This window comes from Rhodococcus sp. NPDC079359 (assembly GCF_040702585.1).
GTDB lineage: Bacteria > Actinomycetota > Actinomycetes > Mycobacteriales > Mycobacteriaceae > Rhodococcoides.
The window spans coordinates 491187-505122 of sequence record NZ_JBFBLH010000003.1; the positions used below are offsets into that span (position 1 = coordinate 491187).

Annotated in this window: 13 protein-coding genes; 4 read left to right on the plus strand and 9 right to left on the minus strand. The window is 65.0% G+C overall.

The window, feature by feature from the left end; translation table 11 throughout:
* Nucleotide 1: 1 nt before the first annotated feature.
* From AB0362_RS10665 to AB0362_RS10675, 3 genes are all read right to left on the minus strand, one after another.
* Complete coding sequence (locus tag AB0362_RS10665) at nucleotides 2–940, minus strand: ABC transporter permease (protein WP_094638621.1); 939 nt, start codon at nucleotides 938–940, stop codon at nucleotides 2–4.
* Nucleotides 933–1856: an ABC transporter permease gene (locus AB0362_RS10670; RefSeq protein WP_094612081.1), complete on the minus strand. Its 924-nt coding sequence runs from the start codon at nucleotides 1854–1856 to the stop codon at nucleotides 933–935. Before AB0362_RS10670 ends, AB0362_RS10665 begins: the two co-directional genes overlap by 8 nt.
* Before the next feature lie 147 nt (nucleotides 1857–2003).
* Entirely contained in the window at nucleotides 2004–3584 is a 1581-nt protein-coding gene (locus tag AB0362_RS10675) for an ABC transporter substrate-binding protein (protein ID WP_176460169.1), read from the minus strand.
* Between the two features lie 486 nt (nucleotides 3585–4070).
* On the opposite strand from AB0362_RS10675, the gene acs reads away from it, so the two are divergent.
* A complete protein-coding gene (gene acs / locus AB0362_RS10680; protein ID WP_149407304.1) occupies nucleotides 4071–6014 on the plus strand; it encodes an acetate--CoA ligase in 1944 nt (647 codons plus the stop codon).
* Between the two features lie 67 nt (nucleotides 6015–6081).
* Here the strand turns inward: acs and AB0362_RS10685 are convergent, their stop codons facing one another.
* On the minus strand, nucleotides 6082–7449 hold the full coding sequence (locus tag AB0362_RS10685; protein WP_188078774.1) for an MFS transporter: 1368 nt from the start codon (nucleotides 7447–7449) through the stop codon (nucleotides 6082–6084).
* 250 nt (nucleotides 7450–7699) lie between these two features.
* Here AB0362_RS10685 and AB0362_RS10690 point away from each other — a divergent pair, with 250 nt between their 5' ends.
* Both AB0362_RS10690 and AB0362_RS10695 read left to right on the plus strand, forming a co-directional pair.
* Nucleotides 7700–8194, plus strand: a complete 495-nt coding sequence (locus tag AB0362_RS10690; RefSeq protein WP_068054119.1) for a phage holin family protein — start codon at nucleotides 7700–7702, stop codon at nucleotides 8192–8194.
* A gap of 22 nt (nucleotides 8195–8216) precedes the next feature.
* Entirely contained in the window at nucleotides 8217–9149 is a 933-nt protein-coding gene (locus tag AB0362_RS10695; protein WP_317533229.1) for an alpha/beta hydrolase, read from the plus strand.
* Nucleotides 9150–9176: 27 nt separating this feature from the next.
* Here the strand turns inward: AB0362_RS10695 and AB0362_RS10700 are convergent, their stop codons facing one another.
* Nucleotides 9177–10088 carry an NADP-dependent oxidoreductase gene (locus AB0362_RS10700; RefSeq protein WP_366235629.1) on the minus strand — a complete coding sequence of 304 codons (912 nt, stop codon included), beginning with the start codon at nucleotides 10086–10088 and terminating at the stop codon, nucleotides 9177–9179.
* A gap of 99 nt (nucleotides 10089–10187) precedes the next feature.
* Between AB0362_RS10700 and AB0362_RS10705 the strand changes: the two genes are divergently transcribed.
* Nucleotides 10188–10691, plus strand: coding sequence for a MarR family winged helix-turn-helix transcriptional regulator (locus AB0362_RS10705; protein ID WP_366235567.1), 504 nt, complete (start codon nucleotides 10188–10190; stop codon nucleotides 10689–10691).
* On the opposite strand, the gene marP is transcribed toward AB0362_RS10705, so the two are convergent.
* Genes marP through nth form a run of 4 tightly spaced genes read right to left on the minus strand, consistent with a single transcriptional unit; the run spans nucleotide 10688 to nucleotide 13930 of the window.
* Nucleotides 10688–11878, minus strand: a complete 1191-nt coding sequence (marP, locus tag AB0362_RS10710; RefSeq protein ID WP_317809552.1) for an acid resistance serine protease MarP — start codon at nucleotides 11876–11878, stop codon at nucleotides 10688–10690. The genes AB0362_RS10705 and marP overlap by 4 nt on opposite strands.
* On the minus strand, nucleotides 11875–12561 hold the full coding sequence (locus tag AB0362_RS10715; protein ID WP_068054125.1) for a CoA pyrophosphatase: 687 nt from the start codon (nucleotides 12559–12561) through the stop codon (nucleotides 11875–11877). The genes marP and AB0362_RS10715 overlap by 4 nt, the downstream gene beginning before the upstream one ends.
* A gap of 23 nt (nucleotides 12562–12584) precedes the next feature.
* On the minus strand, nucleotides 12585–13193 hold the full coding sequence (locus AB0362_RS10720) for a TlpA disulfide reductase family protein (RefSeq protein WP_317809701.1): 609 nt from the start codon (nucleotides 13191–13193) through the stop codon (nucleotides 12585–12587).
* A gap of 50 nt (nucleotides 13194–13243) precedes the next feature.
* Nucleotides 13244–13930, minus strand: a complete 687-nt coding sequence (gene nth, locus AB0362_RS10725; RefSeq protein WP_366235630.1) for an endonuclease III — start codon at nucleotides 13928–13930, stop codon at nucleotides 13244–13246.
* Between the last annotated feature and the right edge of the window lie 6 nt (nucleotides 13931–13936).

Genomic DNA, 13936 nt, shown 5'->3' on the forward strand with positions numbered 1-13936 from the left:
GTCAGTTCCGTTTCGGATCGAGTGCGTCACGGAGTGCGTCGCCGAGCATGATGAACGCCAGCACTGTGACGGAGAGGAACGCGGCCGGGAACAGCACCAGGTGCGGTGACGTGAGGAACCTGGCTTGACCGAGGTTGATCTGTAGGCCCCAGGAGATCTCGGGGGCTTGCAATCCGATTCCGAGGAACGTCAATGTCGCCTCGGCCGCGATGAACGTACCCACCGAGATCGTGGCGTAGATGATCACCGGGGCCAGCGCGTTGGGAAGGATGTGTCGCACCAGAATGCGGTAGGTCGACGCTCCCAATGCCTGTGCGGCCTGGACGTATTCACTGTTCTTGATGGATATCACCGACGATCGCACCAGGCGCATCGCCGTCATCCAACCGAAGGCCACCAGGGCCAGCGAGACGGTGAAGATGGTGCGCTGGGCGGTGACGGTGAGCAGGATCAGAGCACCGAGCAGCAGCGGGATACCGAAGAACACGTCGGTGAAGCGCGCCAGGATGCTGTCGATCGCACCGCCGAAGTAGCCGGCGAGAGCACCGATGAGGACGCCGATGATCAGTACGCCGATCACCGAGAGCACACCGATCGACAGCGAGATCCGCGCACCGTAGATGACGTTGGCGTAGTAGTCGCAGCCCTGGATGTCGGTGCCGAACCAGTGTGCTGCACTGGGTTTTTGACCGGAATCGGACAGCGAGCACACTCGCGGATCGATGCCGCGGGCGAACAGCTGCGGGAACACCGCCATGACCAACAGCACCAACAGCAGGAACGTGCCGATGATGAAGAACGGGCTCTTGCGCAGGTACTTCCACGCGTTGCCCCACAGGCTGGCCTGACCGACCAGCTCGACGGCCTCGCCGGTGACGACGTTTCCGGGCTGGCCCTCGTCCGCGGCGTGCTGAGCTGCGCTCGAATCTTCTTTATTCATAGCGAATCCTTGGATCGAGAACCGCGTAGAGAACGTCCACCACGAGGTTGAAGAAGATGTAGAAGAACACGAAGAGCGTCACGATGCCGACGACGACGGCACCTTCCTGACGGGCGAGACCGTCGTAGATGGCGCGGCCGAGCCCGGGCAGGTTGAACACCGTTTCGGTCACGATGGCGCCGCCCAGCAGACCACCCACGTCGGCACCGATGAAGGTGACAACAGGAATGAGCGAGTTGCGCAACGCATGCCGAACGATGATGCGCCGGTTGCTGATTCCCTTGGATTTGGCGGTGCGGATGTAGTCCGCGGCCATCGACTCGGCCACCGAGGTGCGCGTCAGACGAGCCACGTACGCCATCGACAGCGATGCGAGCACCAATCCGGGAAGCAGGTAACTCGACCAGCCGTCGTTGATGCCGGAGATCGGGAAGAGCCCCAACTTGAGACCGAGGGTGAACTGGGCGATGAAGCCGAGAACGAACACCGGCACCGACACCAGCAGCGTCGTCGAGATGAGCACCAGGTTGTCGAAGAAGGATCCGCGCTTGAGGGCGGCGAGCACGCCTGCGGCGATACCCATGACGGTCTCGATGACGACGGCCACGATGGTCAATCGGACCGTGACCGGAAGTGCCCGCTCGATGGTGTCGAGAACGGGGCGTCCGGAGAAGTCGGTACCGAAATCGCCCTGGAAGAAGCCGCCGATGTACTTGAAGTACTGCACGAAGAGGTTGTCGTCGAGGTTGAACTCGTCTCGCAACTGGGCGACGACGCCCGGGGCGAGGGGGCGATCTCCGGCGAGGGCGCGGATGGGATCACCCGGGAGCGCGTAGACCATCGCGAAGATCAAGAACGAGGAGCCGATCAGGACGGGAATCGTCAGCAGTAATCGGCGAGTGATGTAGCGACCCACTGTGTGTCTTCTCCTTGAACAAGGGACGAACCTGCGCCTCGGGTCTTGCCGGCGCAGGTCGGTGTGGGGCGGATGCGCCCCACGGTTGAACGAGACCCGGTGGGTGACAGCCGATCACGCTCGGCTGCCACCCACCTGGGTGTGTCGTCAGCTGACTACGACGTCCTCGAGGATGATGTTGCCTCGGTTGTCGATCTTGACGTCGGAGACGCGATCGGACCACACAGCCTGGTTCAGGCCGTAGAACAGCGGAGTAGCGGGCATCTGGTCGATCAGGATGTCCTCTGCCTTCTGGTAGTCCGCGGTTGCAGCGTCGATATCTGCAGCGTTGTTGCCTTCGGCCAGCGCGGCGTCGAATGCCGGATCGTTGAAGAAGACGTAGTTGCTACCTGCAGGCGGGGTTGCGGCTGCCGAGTACAACGGGGAGAGGAAGTTGTAGATCGACGGGTAGTCCATGATCCAGCCCGAACGGAACGGGCCGGTCATGCCCTGAGCGTCCTGCAGCGGCAGGTACTGCGCGAACTGGAGGTCACCGCGCAGTGCGTAGTTCACGCCCAGGTTGTCACGCAGCTGGTTGCCCACGGCGGTCATCCACGAGTCGTGGCCCGCACCGGCGTTGAACCACAGATCCACCGGCTGGCTGCGGTCGAATCCGGCCTCGTCGAGCAGACGGTTGGCCTCGTCCGCGTTGAGCTCGCAGTTGGCACCGCAGGCGTCCTCGCGGTAGCCGTCGACGACGGGCGACGCGAAAGATCCTGCCGGAGTGCGGGTATCGGTGAAGATCGCGGTCGCGATGGCCTGGCGATCGATGGCCATCGAGAATGCCTTACGCACGTTCGGATCCTGGAATCGCGGATCGTACGTCGGGAAGCCGAGCGAGGTGATGTCGGGACGTGCGCGCTCGCCGTACCGGTCACCGAACGTGTCGCGGGCAGTGGCCCATGCGTCCTCGGGGAGGTCGAGCATGACGTCGAGTCCGCCACCCTGAACGTCGTTGTAACCGGTGCTCACCTCGGTGTAGACCTTGAAGTTGACGCCTGCGGACTGTGCCGCATTGTCGCCTGCGTAATCGTCGTACTTGGTGACGGTGAATCCCTGTCCGGGAACGAAGTCCTCGTCGGCCTTGAACGGGCCGTTACCGATCGGGCGAGCGCCGTAGGCGTCGGGGTCGGCATAGAACGCCTCTGGCAGCGGGTCGAATGCGGTGTATCCCAGCGTGAGCGGGAAGATCGCGAACGGTCCGTTGAGCTTGACGGTGAAGGTCGTGTCGTCGACGACGCTCAGTCCGCTCAGTTCGGTCGCGACGGGCTCGGCGGTGTCGCTGCCCTGCAGGTCTGCGTAGCCTTCGATGTTCTCGAAGAAGTAGGAGGCACCGAAAGCGTTGGTACTCAACGCGTTGTAGCTCCAGGCTTTGGTGTAGGACTCGGCCGTGACGGGGGTGCCGTCGTGGAAGGTCCAGCCGTCCTTGAGCTTGACGGTCCAGGTGGTGTTGTCCTCGGACTCGACGGACTCGGCAACACCGTTGTACTCGACGCTGTTGTCCTCGTCGTTGAACGTGACCAACGGAGTGAAGAGCGCCTCGAGAACCTGGCTGCCCTCGCTCTCGGTGGTGTTGCCCGGAATCAGCGGGTTCTCGGGCTCGCCGATGTAGATGCTGTAGATACCGTCGGCGCTACCGCCGGAGCTCGAGCCTCCGCCGCCACAGGCGGCGAGCAGGCTCGCACTCATCAGCACAGCCGTGGTGACTACCGCGGCACGTTTGATACGCAAGAAAATCCTCCATCCAGATGTGAACACGGGGTCGTCCGTGCTCAGTTCCTCGGGCGCGACGCCCGGGGATTCGTGGGCGACCGCATGGCACGGCAGGTGGGCCGTTCCAACGATCTGATGGGATGGACTTTAGACACATCCTGAAACGAACATGTGAACTCCCCCAGATTTTGCTGACCCGTGAGTAAGCCGGAAACATGATCGAAACGTTTCGGCAAGTCGATTTCTCACAGTTCGGACATCGGCGTCGCCCGGGGTGCGCGCCGACGGCCCCGATTACCGCCCAGCGTGCAGAAACTACCGATCACCGCAGATCAGGGGGTTGCAGGCGATTGCAACGGTGCGATTGCCATCACATGTGACTACCCTCACAAGGGGCTCGAGACAGGCACGGAAGTGCAGTTTCATGAGCGAAATGCACCGGACGAAAGTGAGCTATTCGAGATGACGACCAGTACCTCCGGAACCGACGAGACCGCGGTTGCCTCCTACGCGCCCTCGGCCGAGTTCGCCGCTCAGGCCAACGCCGGAGCCGACCTCTACGCCGCCGCGGAGAACGATCGACTCGGCTTCTGGGCCGAGCAGGCTCGCCGGCTGCACTGGCACACCCCGTTCACCGAGGTACTCGACTGGTCCGACGCCCCCGTCGCCAAGTGGTTCGCCGACGGCGAGCTCAACGTCGCCTACAACTGCGTCGACCGCCACGTCCTCGACGGCCACGGCGACCAGGTGGCCATTCACTGGGAAGGCGAGCCCGGCGATAGCCGCGACGTCACGTACTCCGATCTGCTCGCGGACGTCAGCCAGGCCGCCAACACGCTGACCGAACTCGGCCTCGTCTCCGGCGACCGCGTTGCGATCTACATGCCCATGATTCCCGAGGCCATCGTCTCGATGCTCGCATGCGCCCGCCTCGGCCTGACCCACTCCGTCGTCTTCGCCGGCTTCTCGGCCACCGCGCTGCGCTCGCGCATCGACGATGCCGAGGCCAAGCTCGTCATCACCACCGACGGTCAGTGGCGACGCGGCAAGCCCGCTCCCATCAAGGACACCGTCGACGAGGCCGTCGACGGGGCTGCCTCGATCGAACACGTGCTCGTCGTCAAGCGCACCGACTCCGAGGTCTCGTGGACCGACGGACGCGACCTGTGGTGGCACGAGACCGTCGCGAAGGCGTCGAAAGAGCATGAGGCACAGCCCTTCCCGGCCGAGCACCCGCTGTTCATCCTGTACACCTCCGGTACGACGGGTAAGCCGAAGGGCATCATCCACACCTCCGGCGGCTACCTGACGCAGACCTCGTACACCCACCACAACGTCTTCGACCACAAGGCAGGCAAGGACGTCTACTGGTGCACCGCCGACATCGGCTGGGTCACCGGGCACTCCTACATCGTCTACGGCCCGCTCTCGAACCGCGCAACGCAGGTCGTCTACGAGGGCACGCCCAATTCGCCCGACGAGCACCGGCATTGGAACGTCATCGAGAAGTACAAGGTCTCGATCTACTACACCTCCCCCACCCTCGTTCGCACATTCATGAAGTGGGGCAAGGAGATTCCCGAGGCACACGATCTGAGCTCGATCCGTCTGCTCGGCTCCGTCGGTGAGCCCATCAACCCCGAAGCGTGGCGGTGGTTCCGCGACGTCGTCGGCGGCGGCACCGCACCGATCGTCGACACCTGGTGGCAGACCGAGACCGGCGCGATCATGATCTCCCCACTGCCCGGCGTCACATCCACCAAGCCCGGCTCCGCAATGACCCCGCTACCGGGTATCTGCGCCAAGATCGTCGACGACGACGCCAAGCCACTCGGCAACGGCGGCAACGGATATCTCGTGCTCGACGAGCCGTGGCCTGCGATGCTGCGCGGCATCTGGGGCGATATGGACCGCTACAAGGACACCTACTGGTCCCGCTACGCCGAAGAAGGCTGGTACTTCGCCGGTGACGGTGCCAAGTACGACGAGGACGGCGCACTCTGGGTTCTCGGCCGCGTCGACGACGTCATGAACGTCTCGGGCCACCGCATCTCGACGTCCGAGGTGGAATCGGCACTGGTCACCCATCACAGTGTCGCCGAGGCGGCTGTCGTCGGTGCCGCCGACGACACCACCGGTCAGGGCATCGTCGCGTTCGTCATCCTGCGGGCCGGCGAGGAGAACACCGGCGACGCGTTGATCGCGGAGCTCAAAGCTCAGGTCTCCAAGGAGATTTCACCGATCGCCCGGCCACGCGAGATCTCCATCGTGCCCGAGCTGCCGAAGACGCGATCCGGCAAGATCATGCGTCGCCTACTGCGCGACGTGGCCGAGGGCCGCGAACTCGGCGACGTGTCCACCCTCGTCGACCCGAAGGTGTTCGAGGCGATCAAGAAGGGCCGCTAGCGCTCAGCGCAGGTGAGCGGAAACTCGACCCCTGCTACGAGTTTCCGCTCACGTGCGGCGCAGCCGCTCACACGCTGTCGAGCGACTGATCCCGTGTTTCTTTCATGATGATCAACGAGATCAGCGTCAACGCTGCGGCGATGGCGAGGTAGACGCCCACCCAGCCGACGCCGTAGCTGCTCACCAGCCAGGTGGCGATGAACGGGGCGACTGCGGCCCCGAGGATCGACGCGGTGTTGTACGAGATCCCCGAGCCCGTGTAGCGCACGTTGGTCGGAAACAGCTCGGGCAGAACGGCACTCATCGGTCCGAAGGTCAGACCCATCAGGCCGAGACCGACGCACATGAACACCAGCATCTTGCCTGCCGACGCGGACGCCGGGTCGGCGAACCAGTGGAACGACAGGCCGAACAGCACGATCGCCGTGGTGATGACGATGAGCGTGGGACGGCGGCCGTACTTGTCGGCGAGCAGTCCGGCGACCGGAATCAGAGCCGCGAAGAACAGCACGGCGATGAGCTGCAGTTCCAGGAAGTCGGTGTACGGAATGGCCAGCTTGGGCCCGTTGACGTCGGAGACCTTGCCCGTTCCGTAGCTGACCACCCACGTGGTCATGATGTAGAAGAGCGTGTAGGTGGCGAGCATGACGAAGGTACCGATGATCAGCTGACGCCAGCTGGTCTTGAACACCTGAGCCAGCGGAGTCTTGACCTTCTGCCCGCGCTCGACGGCCAGCTTGAACACCGGCGTCTCCTCGAGCTTGAGCCGGACGTACAGACCGATGATCACCATGATCGCGCTGAGCAGGAACGGGATTCGCCAGCCCCACGTGAGAAACGCATGGTCGGTGCCGGAGTTCGCAGAATCGTAGCCCGTCGCGATGACGATGAGCAGGAAGATGCCGTTGGCGAAGAAGAAGCCGATGGGCGCGCCCAGCTGCGGGTACATCGCGGCCCAGGCTCGCTTGCCCGGCTTCGCGGTTTCGGTCGCCAGCAATGCTGCACCGCTCCACTCACCACCGAGACCGACACCCTGGGTGAAGCGCATGATCGCCAGCAGGGCCGGTGCCCACAGACCCACCGCGGCGTACGTCGGCAACAGGCCGATCGCGAACGTCGCGACGCCCATCGTGAGCAGGGAGCCGACGAGGGTCGCCTTGCGCCCGATGCGATCACCGAAGTGGCCGAACAGAATCGACCCGATGGGTCGCGCCACGAACGCCAGACCGAACGTCGCGAACGACGCCAGCAGCGCCGTGGTGTCGTTGCCCGCCGGGAAGAACAGACGCGGGAAGACGAGCACTGCGGCGGTCGCGTAGATGTAGAAGTCGAAGAATTCGATGGACGTGCCGACCATCGACGCGATCACGATGCGTGACCGCGGCACCTGAGGTGCGGGAATTGCGCCGTCGGCGACGGCGTGTGTTGAACTCACGAATGCTCCTGAAAGGGGGAAGTTCCCTGCAAATTACCTGATGAACACCTGAGAATTTCACGACCCGGGCGTGTCCGGTGCCCGATCGCGCAAGATCGGCGAGTTTGCGGGAAGCGGTACCGAGGTACGCGTCCAAACGAGGGCCGAGCGTCGCTCGCCCTTCGCGGAACAGTTAATCTGCTACCCAGGCACTACTGTCGATACGATCTTCCGCACAACACCGAGCAGAGCGATTACAAGGGGTCGAGAGTTGAGCGTCAGCAATGACAAGGGATACGGAAACGGCGTCCCGAACACGATTTCATCGATACCTCTGACCGATGTCGATGCCCGCACCCCTGGTAGCGCCAGCATCGGAAACCTCGTCAAGGACGCCACCACCCAGGTCTCGACGCTCGTGCGCGCCGAAGTCGCCCTCGCCAAGGCCGAGGTCACCGGTGAGGTCAAGAAGGGTCTGCAGGGCAGCGTCTTCTTCATCATCGCCCTGACGGTTCTGCTGTTCAGCACCTTCTTCTTCTTCTTCTTCGCGGCCGAGCTGCTCGACGTGTGGCTCTACCGTTGGGCCGCATTCCTCATCGTGTTCGCGTTCATGGTGTTGGCTGCGGCGCTGTTCGGATTCCTCGGCTACCGCAGGGTCAAGAAACTGCGCAAGCCCGAGAAGACCATCGACTCGCTCAAGCAGGCGTCGACGGTGCTGCCGAACCAGCACGATTCCATCCCCGGGGTTCCCGGCTACAAGAAGTAGTAGCCCGGGCGAATCGAGCAGTATGAATCAGCCCGATCCGTCCACGGTCCGGTATCCGGGACAGTGGATCCATCGCGACATCCACGCCAACGGAATCCGGTTCCACGTCGTCGAGGTCGGCGAACATGCACCGGACGCACCGCTGGTGGTCCTGCTGCACGGCTTCGCCGACTTCTGGTATTCGTGGCGACACCAACTTGCCGCACTCGCTCGGTCCGGCGTCCGGGCAATCGCCGTCGACCTGCGCGGTTACGGTGACTCCGACAAGCCCCCACGCGGATACGACGGGTGGACACTGGCCGGCGACATCGTCGGACTGGTTCGCGCTCTGGGATACCCGCACGCCACCTTCGTCGGTCACGCCGACGGCGGTCTCGTCTGCTGGGCCAGTGCGGCGTTGCACCCCCGCTTGGTGAGCTCGATGGTGCTGATCAACGCACCGCACCCCATCTCGCTGCGGCGAGCGGTGTTGAAGGATTCCGCGCAACGCGCTGCGCTGCTACCGCATTTCGTTCGCTACCAGGTTCCGCTGCGCCCGGAGAGGCTGCTGACGCGCCGAGGCGGAGCTGCGGTGGGCGAGTTGATGAGCAGCCGCGCCGGGTCCGCGTGGAAGAACACCGAGGACTATGCGGACACCGCGGCCAAGATGAGCTCGGCCATCCGGATTCCGGGTGCTGCGCACTGCGCGCTCGAATATCAGCGCTGGGCGTTCCGCAGCCAGTTCCGCGCCGAGGGACGCCGCTTCATGGCCGCCGTGGACGTGCGCACCTCGATTCCCGTCGCGCAGATCAGCGGCGACCTCGACCCGTACGTGCTGCCCACCACCCTCGATCGCGATCGGCACTGGGCACCGGGACTGACGCGTCGAACAGTGCGCGACGTGGGACATTACGTCCACCAGGAAGCACCCGACGTGGTGTCCGAGGAAATCCTGCGCGTCGTGCGCGAAATCTGAACGCGCTCGATTACGCGCGGCGGTGGGTCACCGCATGGTGACGACGACCTTGCCGCTTCCCCGCTCGGCCACGGCGTGGGCGTCGGCGATCTGGGCGAACGGCAGAGTGTGGTCGACCCGGGGCAGATAGATTCCGCGTCGGCCCAGCTCGGAAGCGCGCTCCAACAACTGAGACTCGTTGCGAGCGTCGATCTTTCGCGCACCCAGACGTTCGGCACCCTCGGCGTCCAGGACGGTCACGACGCGGGCGGGGTCGCCCACCAGCGTGATCAGGTCCGCCGGCAGAGATGACGGCGCCGTGTGCACAGCCGCGTCCACCCCGCCCGGCGCGAGGAGGGCGACCCGTTCGGCAAGCCCCGGACCATAGGTGGTCGGCCGTACGCCGAGGCCGATCAGATAGTCGTGATTGCGCGGGCTTCCGGTTCCGATCACCTCGGCCCCCGAATCCCTGGCGAGAACACTCAGGGCGGTGCCCACTGCTCCGGAAGCGCCGTCGATCAGTACGGTCTTCCCTTCCAGACTCCCGAAGACCTCGAGAGCCTCGATGACCGCGGATGCCGTGCTCGAAGCGAGCCCGGCGGCCGCAGCGTGCTCGATGCTCCAATCCGAGGGTGCACTGCTCCACGCGGTGAGTACTGCGTACTGCGCGGTGGTGTCACTGATCCCACCGACGCCGAACACGACGTCTCCGACCTGCGTACCGACAACCCCCGGTCCTACCTCGTCGACCACTCCGGCCGCGTCACGGCCGGGGATGGCGGGCAGATCGAGCGGCACCACATCACTCAACCGACCGGAGCGCAGCAGATAGTCGATGGGGTTGATGCTCGCGGCTCCGACCTCGATGCGAACGGTGTTCGCCTCCGCGTGAGGTTCCGGTGCGTCCTCGACCACGAGTACTTCGGGGCCACCGTAACGGTGGTATCGCGCTGCCTGCATCTGCTTCTCCGTACTACGCATCAGGTGCGAGATTACTTCCCGCGGAAAGCAATCTACCCGCGAATACTTTCCGCAGCAAGCAACGTTATCGTGTAACCCGTGTCCGATGCCCCGCACCTCTCGCCTCAGGAAGACCGAACCTGGTCTCTGCTCGTGGGAGTGATGATGTGGCTACCGGGCGCCCTCGATGCGTACCTCGGCCACGAGCACGGGCTCACACACGCGGAGTATCAGGTCCTGCGCTGGTTGTCGACGAGCGAGGAAAGCGACGTTCACATGACGCAGCTGGCCGCGGGCGCAGGCGTCACGCCCTCACACCTGTCGCGCATCGTGACCAGGATGGAAAAGAAGCTGTGGGTCACTCGCCGAAGCGATTCCGAGGACGCACGACGAACATTGGCACGATTGACCGATGCAGGCTCGCAGGCGGTGGACCGCATCGAGCCCGGGTACGTGCAGCAAGTGCGCCGACGGGTTTTCGAGCAGCTCGCCCCCGGCCGGATCGACCAGCTGGAGCAACTGACCGAAGCGATCCTGACCCCACTCAGACAAGATTGTGTGCATCTGTTGCCCAGCCGGACTTCGCCAGGCCCTGGCGACTAGACGACGCAGTCGCCCGTGCCGACCGGCACCGGGGCAGCGAAACTCTGTGCAAGTTCGTCCGCGATCTCCGACGCGGTCAGCACGAATCCGGTGTCGGGGTCGTCGACGGCAGCGCCGAACACGACTCCGAGTACCTCACCGGACGAGTTGACCAGGGGTCCGCCGGAATTGCCCTGCCGCACCGATCCGCGCACGGTGTAGACCTCACGCTGGACGGTTCCGGTGCGGTAGATGTCGGGGCCGCTGAGGTTGATGATCTCGCGGATTCGCGCCGGGCTCGCCGTGTACGGGCCGCCGCCGGGGTAACCGAGCACAATGGCGTCGGTTCCGGATTCGGCAGGCGTCGGGGCGAAGGTCAGCACCGGTGCCTGCAACTGTGGAACACGAAGCACCGCAACGTCTTCTTCCGGATCGAACAGCACGACGTCTGCGTCGAGCGGTCCGTTTGGCGAATCGACGGTCACCTCGGAGGTGCCGGCGACGACGTGCGCGTTGGTCATCACCAGATCGGATCCGACGACGAAACCGGAGCCTTCGAGAGCCTTCTGGCAGCTCGGTGCGATGCCGTTGATCTTGATGACACTCGATTGCAGTTGCACCGGAACAGGTCCCGCTGCGATACCGGAATCGGGCGCGGCGACTTCGGCGACCGGGGTGCGACCGAACGGCCCGATGACGTCCGGCAATCCGGAGGTGTCGAGCAACGCCGAGAATTCCTCGGGTACCTGCCGCAGCCAGTCGGGTGCCACCTGATCGACCTGACCGAGCACCGACGACCCGCGCACCGCACTGGCCACCTCGGGCTGCGAGGACGACGTCAGCGGAATGGCCAGCAGCCACGCAGCGGCGAGCACCGCCACCGCCTGCAGCCCGGCTCCGACCGTGCTGTCGACGGATCTCGCTGCGCGCGAATGTATTCCGCTGCGCAAGGCCCGCCCGAGGACCATGCCGGCGACTTCACCGACGATCACCAACACCACGATCAGTGCGATACCGACGAACACCCGCGTCCGCGCACCGTCGACGTGTTCGAGCACGTGCGGTGCCACCAGAATGCCGGCAACGGCACCGAGGACGACCCCCAGAAACGCCAGCGCCGACGCCACCGCCCCCTGCCGCCATCCCGACGACGCCGCCAGCAGTGCGATGGCGATCACCGCGATATCGACCCACCCTGAACCCGTCACCGATCGAGCCTCGCTCCTACCGCAGTCAAGCTGGCCTCCAGATCGCGTATGTCCCCCGTGTCCCACTCGGGCTCCCAGCCCGATACAGCCAGCAGACCCGCCAGGATACCGCCCGTGAATCCCCACACCAGCATTCCCTGCACGGCGAACGCCGGGCCCTGGTAGCCCGCAGGGTGGCGCACCTGAAATCGATTGTCCGGATCGAGCAACTCGCGCAATGGAACTCGCACCACTCGCTCGGTCTCACCGGGATCGACGACGCGCACCGGGCTGGGCTGCTGCCAGTACGAGAGCACCGGAACCACATCGAAGCGCGACGGCGGAACGTAGATGCCGGGCATTGTCGCCAGTGGCACGACGCCTGCCGGATCGAGTCCGGTTTCCTCCTGCGCCTCGCGCAGAGCCGTGCCGACCGGGCCGTCGTCGCCCGGGTCGGTGGCTCCGCCGGGGAAGGCGATCTGCCCGCTGTGATCGCGCAGCGTCGACGCGCGCTGCGTCAGCAGGACGTCGGCGTCGGCGGGCAATCCACCGGGCGAGGTGGGATCTGCGGAGGCGGGGCCGCCGAACAGCACCAGCACAGCGGCGGACCGCGGTCGGTCGGACGGCGGTGCCTGACGCTGCAGCACGGGGTTGATGCCGGTGGTGTCGGTCAGTCCGCCGGCCCTGCCTGCCACGTCGAGCATGCGTCCGAGCCAGTCGGGTGCGCTCACGAGTCGACTCCGAGGTTCACGCGTACGGCGTCGGCGATCTCGTCGACGCTACGGAAAGGTTGTGGCAGCACCTTGGCGACAGTGCCATCCGCAGATATCAAAACGGAAACGGGCAGCACGTTGGGTGCTCCGACGGCGGCGACGACGCGGCCGCCGCCGTCCTGAACGCCGGGCAGGGTGACGCCGTAATCGGTCAGCCGAGTCAGGCCGTTGGCCTCGTTGGCGTCGTTGTGGACGGTCAGGACCTCGATCTTCTCGCCCGCCCGGTCGGCATACTGCTGCAGATAGGGCAGCTCTTCGGCGCACGGGCCACACCAGTACGCCCAGATGTTGAGCAAAGCAGGGCGGCCCGCGAGTACCTGCCCGAGGTCGACGTACGAGCCGTCGCCGATGCATTCGAGGGTGATGCCCGTCAACGGTCCCGCGGCGTTGCCCGACGCCGTGGGGCATGCGGCGAGACCGGCGTCCTGACGCAGTGGTGCGAGCGCCTCGGGGGTGTCGACTGCACGACGCTCGTCCGTGCTCGGTGTTCGCTGCCCGAGGCCGGGCGAATCCATGGGCTGCGCGGTCGGCGCGTCGCTCCGGGGCCACAGCGCGTAGACCATCCCGACCACCAGGATCAGAGCGACGAGTGACCACCGCAGGGCAGATTTGTTCACGGCACGATTCCGGCGAGAGCGAGAAGGTGATCGGTTTCCGGGCCCTTCACCAACGCAGCTGCGGTTGCGGGGTCGGTCGGACCGGTCCCGAACGAGGGGCAGTCCTTGGCGAGGACGCACACCCCACAGGCGGGTGTACGAGCGTGGCAGACGCGTCGACCGTGAAAGATGACTCGATGCGAGAGCAGCGTCCACTCCTTGCGCTCGATGAGTGCGCCTACGGCGTGCTCGACCTTGACCGGGTCCTGCTCCTCGGTCCACTGCCAGCGCCGTACGAGCCGTCCGAAATGGGTGTCGACGGTGATCCCCGGAACATCGAAGGCATTGCCGAGAACCACGTTGGCCGTCTTGCGGCCGATCCCGGGGAGCGTGACGAGGTCCGTCAGCGTCGCGGGCACCTCGCCGTCGAAGTTCTCCAGCAACTTCTGCCCGAGACCGATCAGCGAGTTGGCCTTGTTCCGATAGAAGCCGGTGGTGCGGATGAACTCCTCGAGTTCGGTCCGGTCGGCCTCGGCGTAGTCACGGGCTGTGCGGTATCTCACGAACAGCGCCGGGGTGACCATGTTGACGCGCTTGTCGGTGCACTGCGCGGACAGGATGGTCGCGACGGCCAGTTCCAGCGGCGTGGTGAAGTCGAGTTCGCAATACACATGCGGGAAGGCAGTGTTCAGCGTCCGGTTCATTCGCCG

Bases quoted from the DNA above. Each gene is read 5' to 3' on its own strand.
- AB0362_RS10695 (WP_317533229.1), top strand. From the start codon at position 8,217: ATGAATCAGCCCGATCCGTCCACGGTCCGGTATCCGGGACAGTGGATC.
- AB0362_RS10675 (WP_176460169.1), bottom strand. From the start codon at position 3,584: ATGAGTGCGAGCCTGCTCGCCGCCTGTGGCGGCGGAGGCTCGAGCTCC.
- nth (WP_366235630.1), bottom strand. From the start codon at position 13,930: ATGAACCGGACGCTGAACACTGCCTTCCCGCATGTGTATTGCGAACTC.
- AB0362_RS10665 (WP_094638621.1), bottom strand. From the start codon at position 940: ATGAATAAAGAAGATTCGAGCGCAGCTCAGCACGCCGCGGACGAGGGC.
- AB0362_RS10700 (WP_366235629.1), bottom strand. From the start codon at position 10,088: ATGCAGGCAGCGCGATACCACCGTTACGGTGGCCCCGAAGTACTCGTG.
- acs (WP_149407304.1), top strand. From the start codon at position 4,071: ATGACGACCAGTACCTCCGGAACCGACGAGACCGCGGTTGCCTCCTAC.
- AB0362_RS10720 (WP_317809701.1), bottom strand. From the start codon at position 13,193: ATGGTCTACGCGCTGTGGCCCCGGAGCGACGCGCCGACCGCGCAGCCC.
- AB0362_RS10715 (WP_068054125.1), bottom strand. From the start codon at position 12,561: ATGCTCGACGTGGCAGGCAGGGCCGGCGGACTGACCGACACCACCGGC.